This window comes from Rouxiella badensis, from assembly GCF_002093665.1.
In the GTDB taxonomy this organism is placed as follows: domain Bacteria; phylum Pseudomonadota; class Gammaproteobacteria; order Enterobacterales; family Enterobacteriaceae; genus Rouxiella; species Rouxiella badensis.
Map to the genome: position 1 here is coordinate 268,164 of NZ_MRWE01000001.1, position 12,104 is coordinate 280,267.

Consider the following 12,104-nt stretch of genomic DNA (forward strand, 5'->3'; position numbering starts at 1 on the left):
GGTTCAAATAATAAACATTTAGCGGATTGGCGGGCAACGTTTTTACCTGTAGAACAGAGTTTTAACTATGTCTAAATATGAATATCACGTCGGGTAAGTGAAAAGTTCAGGATTAACAGGCGCAGACAGCAGCTGCCCGACAAAGCGCCGGGCAGCCTGTTGCTAAGGTTTATTTTTCAGCAAGATACTTCCATAAGAACTCACTCACCATCGCTCGCTTAAAGGCATTTTGCGCCTTATCGGCCGCTGCGCTGTGACCGCCCTCGGTGTTTTCATAGAAATAGACGTTCTCAATGCCCAGCTGCTGCATTTTGGCCGCCATTTTTCGGGCATGACCTGGACCGACTCTGTCGTCGCTGGTTGCGGTAGTAAACAGCACCGGCGGATAGGTTTTTAACGGGTCGATATTCTGATACGGCGAAAAAGCCTGGATGAACGCCCACTCCTCGGGCTTCTGCGGGTCACCGTATTCGGCAATCCACGACGCACCGGCGGAAATACGCGTGTAGCGCTGCATGTCGAGCAGCGGCACCTCACACACAATCGCGCCAAACAGCTCAGGATAACGAGTCAACATATTGCCGACCAGCAGGCCGCCGTTACTGCCACCCTGCGCGGCAAGATGCGCCGGAGAGGTAATTTTACGGGCGATCAGGTCCTTCGCCACCGACGAGAAGTCTTCGTAGGCGCGCAGGCGTTTGTCCTTGAGCGCCGCCTGGTGCCAGCGTGGGCCGTATTCTCCCCCGCCGCGAATGTTGGCAATCACCATGACCCCGCCGCGCTCGAGCCATGCAGGCCCCGTAACCCCGAGATAGTAGGGATCCAGCGATATCTGGAAACCGCCGTAACCGTAAAGCAGGGTCGGATTACTGCCGTCGAGTTCGATATCTTTAGCCGATATCATAAAGTACGGCACGCGTGTTCCGTCGTCCGAGGTCACGAAATGTTGCGCCACCTGATAATGCTCGGCGTCAAAGTGGCTCGGAGCCTGTTTGATTATCTCGGAGGAAGTCTGCTCGTCGCCCAGCACGCCGTAATACAACGAGGTCGGTTGCAGAAAACCCGTGACAGTCATGAAGAATTCATTGGTTTCGTCGTCGATGCCCGAGGCACTTATCTTGCTCAACTCGGGCGCATCGCCTAGTCCCTGACGCGTCCACAGCCCGCCTTCTGGCTTCAACACTTCGAGGCGATTCACTACGTCGTCCATGATGCTCAGGATCAGGTAATCACGGGTCATCGAGTAGTTGTCCAGCGTGGTCGTTTCCGCAGGACTAAACAGGGTCTTGAACTGACGCTCACCCGCCATAAAGGCCCTGAAGTCAGTCACCAACAGCGCACCGGTAGGATAGGTTTGCCCCGCCACGTGCCAGTCGCTTGATAAAGAAATCAGCAGCCATTCACGCCAAGTGCTGAACCTTGCGTCCTGCGGTAAATCAATCTGCAACAGACCGTTATCGTTATCGTTATCCAGCAGAAAAACTTCGCGGTGGTAAAAATCGATCACCCTCCCCACAAAACTGCGTTCAAACCCGCGGGTATCGTCGTGAAAGACCATCACCGACATATCCGTCGGCTCGGCGGAAAATTGCGTCTGCGCCTCCTCAAGCGGCGTACCGCGCTGCCAAATTTTGGCAATACGCGGATACCCCGAGGTAGTCATTGAGTCGGGGCCAAAGTCGGTGGCCACCAGCAATCGGTCTTTGTCTATCCAGGTCAGGCGGCTCTTGGCGGTAGGCAGGTTAAAGCCATCTTCGACAAACGACAGCGTGGTTAAGTCAAACTCGCGCACGGAAGAGGCGTCGCCGCCGTCGGGCGAAAGGTGCACCAGCCCACGCTGGAAATCGGGCGCCAGCGCCTGAATACCGTGATAAACCCAGGGGACGTTTTCTGCCGCACCGAGCGCGTCAACGTCGAGAACCGTTTCCCATTCTGGGGTGTCGCTGCGATAAGATTCAAAGCTGGTGCGTCTCAGCAGGCCACGCGGGTTCTTTTCATCCTGCCAGAAATTATAAAAATGCGGGCCGCGTTTAACCACCATCGGGATCTGTGTTGTCGCGTTCAGGCAGTCAAACACGTCGCTGCGAATCTGCTCAAAACGATCGCTTTCGGCGAATTCGCGACGGGTCTGTTTGCTCTGTTGCACTGCCCACTCGACGGCGACTTCCCCTTTTATCTCTTCCAGCCAGACAAAATCGTCAACCGGTTCGGACTGAGGTGTGGAGGTTCCAGATACCATATAAGCTTGCTCCTGCATGTTCTGAGCGGCACAAATTTACCGCTCAACGGTTAATTTTTTCGAGCTGTTTATTTCAACAGAATGCCCTGAATCAGGTTTGCCTTTACGAGCGTAACCTGCGGGATCCCAAGCGCCTGCATAAACCCTTCGACCAGCAGCAGATTGGTAACGTCCGTGGCGCGATAATCGCCCGGCAGCTGGGCATCGGTTTGATTAATCTTCACCTGCGCGACACGGTCGAGATCTGCGGCGGTGTATTGATTGTTCAGCGGATGAAGCTGCTCTTTGATTGAATAGCCGTGCACGCCGCCGATACCCACTACTTTTCTGCTTTTTGCCGCCTGTTTGATTTCAGCCGGAACGTGGGTGCGAGCATAGAAATTAACGAAACGGAGGATCTCACCGGCTAGCGACCCGATTGGATTTGGCGAATTCACCTGAGTGAGATTTTTGTTCATCATCACCTCAATAACCATATCCTTGAGGCTCACCGACGCCAGTTTGCCCTCATAGATCTCCGGCGTTTTGAAGCCATCAATCCTGTCATAGGTGGTCATTTGCATCGACCCACCGCCAATGTCCCAGACCAGCAGGTCGGAGTCTTTTAGCTTGGGATCGTTCAGCGCGGCCTTGGCCGAGATAAAGCCCAACTCGGCCTCTTGTTTCTGAGTAATGATCCTAATCGTGACGTGCGCCTGCTGATTAAACTGTCTGATAACCTGCTGCCCATTGCTCGCGGCTCTAAATACCGCCGTCGCGACGCCGGTAATGCGCTTCGGGTGGAATTTCTCGGCCTGACTGACCAACGCTTTCAGCGTGGTCATGCCCTGCTGCTGAATCGCCGGACTGAGCTGAGTATTGCCAGACTCGGCGAGATCTTCGTTAAAACCAATCGGCCTTTCCTGCGAGAACAGTACCTTGCCCAGCGTTCTATTGCAGACATTGACTTCGCTGACCTGAATCTTGGTCGTACCCGACCCCATATCGATACCGGCGCGCACTTCGGTGCAGTTTTTTGCCGATGCCTGCATGGCAAATCCCAGACAAAGGAGTGCGGTGACGGTGTTCATCCATTTATTCATCAGTATCCAGCCCTGAAATAATCTGCAAAGAAAAGTGAATAATAGACATAACGTCATTAGGTTGATGATTTCAAGCGGAATATGACATTTATGGCTAACTCATCAACCCCGCGCCAACGTTAATCGACAGCCCTAAAATGGCCAGGTTGAAAATAAATGACAATACCGCCTGCAGCAGGGTTATTTTCCTCACCGTGGTGTTGCCGGTCCCGACGTCCGCCGTCTGCGCCGCTACCGCAAGGGTGAAAGAGTAATAGGCAAAGTCCCAGTAGCCGGGCTGCGGGATTTTATCCGGAAACAACAACACCTTTTCGTCACCGTCGCTGTGCAGGTAGTGCATGTGGGCGTAGTGCATGGTGAACGACGTCGGCAGTAAGAACCATGAAACTACCAGCGTCGCGGCAGTCAGGGCAATGTGCAGAATTTTGTCTACCCCGTGAAGATTCTTGACCGCCCCCAGCTCAAAAAGAATCGCCAGAATGCTGACCAGACAGGTGACGCAGACCAGCGCCAGCACCGTTTTGGCACTTTCGTCCTGCTGACGTGCAATACGCGCTATCCCTTTGGGTGCCGTTCTTAGCATCATCCACCACAGGAAAAACAGATACACCCACGCCAGTACGTTCCAGCTAATCAGCAATCGTTGAAGCAGTGGCTGGTTCGAGGGTAAGGCGAAAAAGCTCAAAATGCCCAGCAGCAGCGCAGCTAGCAGCCTGGGACGGCTTTGATAGTAATGCTTGAAGGGACGTAATAGATTCATTTTCCGCCAGTTGTTAGTGAGACAGGGATGAGTTAACTGTAGACGGCAATGGGTAAAATTGAACGGCTGAAAGATTCTGATTTTAAGGCCACCGAAGTGGCCTTGGCTCTTGGCAGGTTAAATCGATGACTTCTCCGTTTCGCGCTGGCGCTCAGTCTTTGAAAGTTCTTTCTGTGGCGAGCTTTCAGAGTTGGAGGGCAGCCAGTTGGCATTCAGCGGTCCATAAAGTTGCCGCCGTTTCTGCTGTTGTTCAGGCTCGCGAAATTTAACATAGTCTCTATAGTCTATCTTGAGGAGCTCTTTTTTGATTTCGTTATCGCTCTTAAATTCAGATTGCGTCGCGTAGACATCAGCCACCCTGGATTTCAAGTGCTCGCGGTCGAATTCACAATCCAATTCACTCAGGTTATCCATCATCCCTTCCGCTTGATCCATTATCGCAGAATCAACATCGAATAAATTGGCCATACCAGTGCCTGAAACCAGGCTTGAGCGGGAAGATGCTCGTGGAAGGACGTGAGCGATAGGCTCATTCTCCTCGGCCCCAGGCACAGTGACAGGGGCACTCTCAGGCGGCAGCGCGGGCTGCTTGAAAATTGGATTCATCCTCAGTGGGGAAGGCCTTGAGGGCAGTTGCCTTTCTTGCTGGTGCATAGAGTCTAGCGCCAGGTTAAAGCCGATGCCGATCAAATTAGGCGCCATAAGCCGCCCTCTTTCGTTGAAGTTATCGCGCACGGCACGGTCATATACCTTGCCGGCTTCATTCCCAGTCTCCCATTCGCGGTCTTTTTCGGCATTGCGTGCCCTTGCCAGATGCACGCTGTGCTGAGCCGATGCCCCCAATGCGGCGACCGCCGCCAGGGTTGAAAGCTTGTAGCTTTGCGAGGATTTGGCATCCGACTGCGTCCTTACCTGCTGCGTGTGACTCCGAAGCCCAAGGGTGCGACTGAGGAAACGAGAATAACTGACGTAATCCAACTGCTGAAGCTTTTGCAATGTAAACTCTGAGACAGCCTGTCGCCTGCCGGTATACAAGATTCCAGCAGAGAGCTGCACTTCTTTTACACTCATTGGCCGGCCGCCCATTCTCCCCGCTGGAAATAACTTTGTGGTTAGGAGACTCTTTCTGGTGAAGCCAGAATCTTCGAGCAGTTTTATTGAGTGATCCATAATGACTTTCGATAAATCGGCAGACTCTTTATTAGCTCCACAGCGTTTTAATACCTCCCTATCGACCAAAGTCATCCTGGTGATCGAACCTGCAGAAATTTTCACCCTTTCAAAGAAATTTTTGGCATTGATATATTCAAGACTCTTTGCCCGGTTAGCAACGTGTGAATAATGTAAAAAAACATTGATAGTCTCTTTAAGCGCGGGATCTTTGCTCAGCAAGTGCATTAATTCCATCACCCTGAGTCCGGCGGGGAGATGCATGATAATCGGGAGCGCATTTACAAAGACCACTTTGTCATCAAAGGCGTCCGGGAAAAGCGCGCGGAAAACCTCATCTTCAGACTTCTCTTTTCTACGCAAAACATCCAATAAACCTTCGGCTACGCTGTGTATAACCCGCCCGCCGACCTTTTCAGCCTCTCCGCTCATAATGCCCGTACTCGCGTATTTCACGACCTGTTCAACAATAAGCAAGTCGAGCAGCTCCTGCGCTTCTGCATGATGTAAGCCATTCATATCTCGTAATAACCCTGCTAGCCGCGTAGAAATCCCCGGCTCTCTCTCTTGGCGGTGCATGGGTTTTTTCGCCGAGGGGCCTTCTTCAATCGAAAGATGGCTGGCGGAGCTTGAGAGTGAATCGATATCGATACACTCTGGTGCGCTTTCAATAGGCAGCTTGCCGCCATCACAGGCGCTCCTTTGTTCACAAAGCGCCTGATACTCCTCATCTAAGATATCGCGGTCAATCGCGCCGAGATAGCGTGCGGGATGGCTAATCAGTTCATCGGCAGCGATTGACCTGAGTTGCTCAATGCTGATCTGGATATCCATGTCAGCTAACCCCTGTGAGATGGCGCGATAAAGGCATTCTCCGTCTGGAGCATTGGTGACAGATACCCCGTCGCGAATCAAGTTATAGTGTGCGCTCGCATCGTCTCCCAGCCTAAAGGTGCGCCGTAATTCGATGACTATTTCACGAGGCATTCTGGACTGTTGCTGTTGACCAGCACGAATGTAATTCGGCGGCTCATCATTCTGGCGCACCGAGATGACCGCACGTCTGGGCAGTGCTCCCGAATTGATCAGTAAATATGGCACATGATCGCCAAGCTGATTGTTGAAACTTCCTGGTGTTCTAAGCATCAGCTCGGCGATATCACGCAGGGTCTCGGGCGTAAAATTCGCTAGCCTTTTTTCTGGCGCAACGATAACCGACTTCCGCTCGTTAACAGGCGCAGCGGGCGGCATTTTAGAGACGGAGCCTCCCTGCTGAGAGCGATTTATAGGTGCGGAATTATGGGCACTTTTTTCATATCGCCTCCTGATTTGTTCGAGCGTTAATGAGGCAAGATTCATGTTGCTGTTGAGCACGTTTTGAATGTCGGGAATGGCTGAAGAAAATGAGGCCGTGACTTCACCAGGGAGGTTGATCGGAATAGCCGGGTTTGTTTCAGGCCTGCTTGCTGATAATGCCGGACGGTACATGGTGAGTTCTCTCCGAAGATGTTAAACACGTTAACAGCGCTTCTCGTGGAATGGAGACAAGACGTTACCGATCCCACTAATAAAAAACTCCAATTTTTCAATCTTTTAAAAGAATAAAACAACCTTAACAAGACCTGTTGATGCCTTTTTTTTATCCACCTTCGAGATAAAAAAAAGGCCGCTGAATCAATCAGCGGCCTCTTGTTTTCACTCTCGCGCAGCCGCAGCCGCTCTTAAGTTAATTACTTTTTAGCATCGTCAGGCAATGCATAAGCGATGATGTAGTCGCCCAGCTTGGTACCGAATGAACCGTGACCGCCAGCAGCAATAACCACATACTGCTTACCGTTCACTTCATAGGTCATTGGTGTAGCCTGCCCCCCCGCCGGCAGACGAGCCTGCCACAGTTGATCACCGTTGCTCATGTTGAATGCGCGCAGGTAGTTGTCCGCCGTTGCCGCGATGAAGAAGACGTTACCCGCGGTTGAGGTCGGAGCACCCAGCATTGGCATACCCATTTTGAACGGTAATGGAACTGGTGAGCTGTCGCGAACGGTACCGATACGTTTTTTCCATACGATATCGTTGGTTTTCAGGTCAACACCGGAGATGTAGCCCCATGAAGGTTGCTTACATGGGAAGCCCAGTGGAGACAGGAACGCGTTCAGTTCAACGCCGTAAGGCACGCCGTACTGAGTCTGGATACCAGATTCAGTCCCGCTACCGCCGGTTGCACCCGCTGGAGGTTCAATCGGGTTACCTGGACCACGTGGGATCAGTTTAGAGGTAAACGGCAGTGCGATCGGGTTAGCAATAGCCAGCTGACGATCGGTGTCAACAGAGATACCGCCCCACTCGAACATACCCAGGTTACCCGGGAATACCAACGTGCCCTGCTCTGAAGGAGGTGTAAAGGTCCCTTCATAACGCAGACGATGGAACATCACACGACACATCAGCTGGTCGTAGATGGTTGCGCCCCACATGTCTTTACCGGTCAGCTTGGCTGATGGACGGAAAGTCAGGTCAGAGAATGGCTGAGTTGGAGACGTATGGTCGCCCGTTGCCGCGCCCTGTGGAACAGGTTTTTCAGGCGCTGGAACAACCAGTTTGCCGTCACGACGGTCGAGAACAAAAATGTTACCGGTTTTGGTAGGAACATAGATAACCGGAACTTTGTTGCCACTCTTGTCAGTGATGTCAGCCAGCGTTGGCTGTGCGGGTACGTCCATGTCCCACAGGTCATGGTGTACGGTCTGATAAACCCAGGCCAGTTTACCGGTGGTCGCATTCAGCGCCAGCAGGCTGCTCGCGTAACGCTCCATGTCTGGAGTACGGTTGCCGCCCCAGATATCCGGAGTTTCCACGCCCATTGGCAGGTAAACTAGGTCAAGATTTGCATCGTAGGCAGCAGGTGCCCATGAGTTTGGTGAGTTAGGCGTGTAGTTTTCGCCCGGAGCTGGGATCTTGTTCGGATCCGCAGCGCCTGGGTCAAATGCCCACAGCAGTTTACCCGTATGTACGTCGAAACCACGGATAACGCCTGAAGGTTCCTTGGTTGAGTAGTTATCGGTTACCGCACCGGCAACGATAATTACGCTTTTGGTAACAATCGGCGGTGAGGTTGGCTCGTAACGGCCCGCAGTCGCATAAGGCATGTTGCTCTGCAGGTTCAGCTCGCCGTTGTTACCGAAATCTGCACAACGCGCGCCAGTTTCTGCATCGAGGGCAAACAGACGACCGTCATTGACCGGCAGCAGGACGCGGCGAGAACAGATGGCCGGAGCGGCACCCTGAGTCTCGTTGCTTTGTGCAGCAGCAGGATCTTCATAGTAAGAAACGCCACGGCAGGTCACGTGCTGGAAGGTTGGGTCGGTTTTCAGCTGGGGATCAAACGTCCACTTCTCTTTACCGGTGGCCGCATCCAGAGCAAACAGCTTCTGGTGAGGAGTACAAAGATAAAGAGTATCGTGGATTTTAATCGGGGTAACTTCGTCAGTTATCTCACCCGGATCGTGTGAAGTTTTCACATCACCCGTTTGGAATGACCAAGCTTCTTTCAGCTGACCCACGTTCTTGTCGTTGATCTGGCTGAGTGGAGAATAACGGGTACCGCCCTGAGTACGACCGTATGCCGGCCAGTCACCGTCAGCAACGCCTGGGGTAGACTGTACAGGCGCATTGTCGGCAGCAGGGATAGTGCCGTTGATTTCCTGTGGATCGTTGAATACTGAGTAAACCAGTACCACGACGGTGAACACCAGAGAGAGAGCCAGTGCACCACGTGCAACGGCATTCTTGACGCTCATGTAGTTATAAACGATTGGCAGCAGGATCCACAGACCCAGGAAGAACGTCACATCTAAACGTGGCGTCAAGGCCCAGAAGTCAGACCCTACTTCCCAAAGACCCCAAAGAGTGGTGGCAAACAGGAATACGGCATAGAGCAGTAAAACCCCAGCACGGCGGCGTAACAACAGCCATGCTGTCGCCAGATAAACAACACCGGCGATGATGTAATAGAGGGAGCCCCCTATTGCAGTCAGCCAGATCCCGCCGACCAACAGATATAATCCGCTTAACGCGGCGAACAAAGCGGTAATTATAACGACGATGCGCGATAACGAAGCTTTAGTTTGCATATTATTAACCTTACAAGATTTTCATTGTCTTCGATCTCGCCCATTAAAAAGGAGATCTTAAAAACATTCGGCGAAGCACGGAATGTCCTTCCTCGAGCAAGCCAGCCGCAGCAATACCCCGGTTAAATGAGTATAAAAAACTGGCTTACTCTAGGTTCTTTAACGGTCCCGTCTATTCCCTGGCAGGTAACCATGTATGAATTTTGTGCAATTATTCGAAAGTATAGGTAAGAGTTGCGCCGCCGCCCCAATTTCTTCCGGGAGCCGGTTCAAAATAACGGCCATTACTTTCGTTCACGATAACCGAGCCGACATAATTCCTGTTGAACAGGTTGTCGACGCGGGTAAATAAATCCAGCGACCAGTTGCTGCGCCAGTCCAGACGGTATCCCGCGTTCAGACTGGTCAGGGTATAAGCCGGTGCCTGAGCGGTATTGGCATCGTTGGCCTGAATATCGCTCATGTAGCGAATTTCGGCGCCCGCATGGAAACCTTCCGGCGGCGCCCAACCCAGCGAGGCGTAAGCGGAGTTGCGCGCAATACCCGGCATCTTGTTACCGGCAGGAATGCTGCTCACTGCCGTATTGACGTCATCACGATAGGTCGCATCGAGCAGCGTCCAGGCCATGCGCACGCGCCAGTCTGAGGCAAACTGCTGATCGAACGACAGTTCAAGCCCGCGACGTCGCGTCGTGCCGACGTTGGTATAACTGGTGCGCCCGCTGCCGCTGGTCGCGACGGCCAAATCGTTGTCGGTGTCGGTCTGGAACAGCGCTGCCGTCAACAGGCCATAGCCGATACGCGTCTTGCTGCCAATCTCGACGGTGTTGCTGGTCGACGGTTTCAGGTTGATATTCAGACCCGCCGTACCGTCAGGGCGATAAGACAGCTGATTAATGGTTGGCGTCTCGAATCCGCGCCCCGCTGAAACGTATACGTTCCAGGCAGGCGTTAGCGCATAACTCAGAGAAGCCATCGGCAGCGCTTTGTGATAGCGCGTACTGCCGCTGTCATCGCCGTTGCCGGTGGTAATGTAATAATCTTTCGAATTGAAGCTCACGGTGCTGTAGCGCATCCCGGCGTTCAACGTCAGTCGGTCCGTTAGCTGCCAGCTCGTTTGCAGATAAGGGTCCAGATTCCACATCTTGTTCTTTTCGTTACGGCGCTCGTCACCCTTCACGCCGTACTCGGTAAAGTCATTCTCCACCACGAAATTCTCATAACCCTGACGACGTTCGGTCATGGTTTCATAATCCAGCCCACCAATGAGGGTGAAAGGCACCGATCCCCACTGGTCGTTATGCTTCCAGCGCGTGTCAATCCCCTGATAACGGCGCTCGAGCACAATCACGCCGCCCGGATAAGCCGGATTCGCCTGCGTCGCCTTCGGGATCGACTGATACTGAGTGGTATGACGCTCACCCTGATAGGTCATGATGGTGAGCTGGTCGTTGTCGCTCATTTCACGCTGATAGCGCAAACCCACCTGCGTCTGGTCAATAGATTTTCGAGTGTTGTACTGATCGGCGCGCGGTGACTGCGTCGGATTTGCCTTCCATTCGGCCTCGGTCAGACCGCCAGGATCGCCCGCATCAACCGAGACGCTGTTAAACATCAGCGTCAAGGTACTGCGATCGTCGAGGCGTACGCCAAGCTTACCGTTACCCAGATTCTTGCGCGCCGAGCTGTGGTCGCGGAAGCCCTGGGTGGTAAAACGCGAAGCCGAAAGGGTGTAATTCACATCACCCGCATGGGTGCCATCGCCGGTGGCACCCGAGGCCGTGACGCTGTTGCGAAACGAACCGTAGCTGCCGAAATAAGTGCCGGCAGTCAGCGTCGTCGGCTGGGTGCCAGACCGGGTCTCGACGTTAACCACGCCGCCGGAGGCGTTACCGTACAGCGCCGAAAACGGGCCGCGCAGCACTTCAATCTTGTCGACCGAGGCCAGGTCGATGTTGGAGGTCTGGCCCTGACCGTCTGGCATAGTCGCCGGAATACCGTCCACGTAAATTCGCACGCCGCTGACGCCGTAGGTCGAGTTGGCACCAAAGCCACGAATCGACAGCTGAAGATCTTGTGAATAGTTCTGGCGGTTCTGTACCTGCAGGCCGGGGACGCCGGTTAGGCTCTCCGAAAGATTGACCTGAGGCTTGCTGTCACGCACGTCGTCGCCGTTGACTATGCTTACGGCGGCGGGAGTATCAAGCTCCGACAGGCCGGTATTCTGCTGCTGGGGAACGATAAGCAGCGTATTGCCTTGCGTTGAGTCAGACTTAACCGAATTGTCCTTCGCCGAAGATTTATCTGCAGTGACTGCGGTTTGCGCGTAACTTACTGATAATGGCCAAAAAATAGACAAAATAACGAAAGTTGAAATTGAAGTTTTGTTATTCACGGAAAGATTTCGATTTGTAAGTTAAGCCTGCTTACGCGCCTGCCGACTCCTCAGAATAAGTCGGTGAAACTCGTAATCCCCAGCGACCCTGTTACGCAGTTGCATAATATAAATTTAATTAAGCGACGAGTATATACAGTTCCTTACAGAATGGCCTTATTTTAAAAAATATAGCACGCAGAGTTAACGCCCCTGATTTTTTAAGTTATCCAGACGTATGAAATATGTATCCACGAAAGAGTGTAATCGGTTACACAACCAGAGAACAGAATAAAATATCGAAATTCAAAAAAGACGCCTCGCCAGCACTCACCTAATTATAGAATAT

The 12,104-nt window shown here is 52.7% G+C and carries 6 protein-coding genes; all 6 read right to left on the bottom strand.

The genetic code is table 11. The annotated features are described in order from the left end of the window. Positions 1–169: 169 nt before the first annotated feature. On the bottom strand, positions 170–2,239 hold the full coding sequence (locus BS640_RS01295; protein ID WP_084911656.1) for a prolyl oligopeptidase family serine peptidase: 2,070 nt from the start codon (positions 2,237–2,239) through the stop codon (positions 170–172). A gap of 68 nt (positions 2,240–2,307) precedes the next feature. Continuing rightward, the gene (locus BS640_RS01300) at positions 2,308–3,321 is read right to left on the bottom strand and encodes a Ppx/GppA phosphatase family protein (RefSeq protein ID WP_084911658.1); all 1,014 of its coding nucleotides are present in this window, start codon (positions 3,319–3,321) and stop codon (positions 2,308–2,310) included. Between the two features lie 94 nt (positions 3,322–3,415). Next, complete coding sequence (locus tag BS640_RS01305; RefSeq protein WP_017491395.1) at positions 3,416–4,081, bottom strand: DUF1345 domain-containing protein; 666 nt, start codon at positions 4,079–4,081, stop codon at positions 3,416–3,418. A gap of 117 nt (positions 4,082–4,198) precedes the next feature. After that, positions 4,199–6,739 (bottom strand): OTU domain-containing protein, encoded by a 2,541-nt coding sequence (locus BS640_RS01310; protein ID WP_084911660.1) that lies wholly within the window; start codon positions 6,737–6,739, stop codon positions 4,199–4,201. A 242-nt stretch (positions 6,740–6,981) separates the two neighbouring features. Continuing rightward, positions 6,982–9,381, bottom strand: a complete 2,400-nt coding sequence (locus BS640_RS01315) for a glucose/quinate/shikimate family membrane-bound PQQ-dependent dehydrogenase (RefSeq protein WP_084911662.1) — start codon at positions 9,379–9,381, stop codon at positions 6,982–6,984. A gap of 211 nt (positions 9,382–9,592) precedes the next feature. After that, the gene (gene pqqU, locus BS640_RS01320; RefSeq protein WP_017491398.1) at positions 9,593–11,776 is read right to left on the bottom strand and encodes a TonB-dependent receptor PqqU; all 2,184 of its coding nucleotides are present in this window, start codon (positions 11,774–11,776) and stop codon (positions 9,593–9,595) included. Positions 11,777–12,104 lie beyond the last annotated feature (328 nt).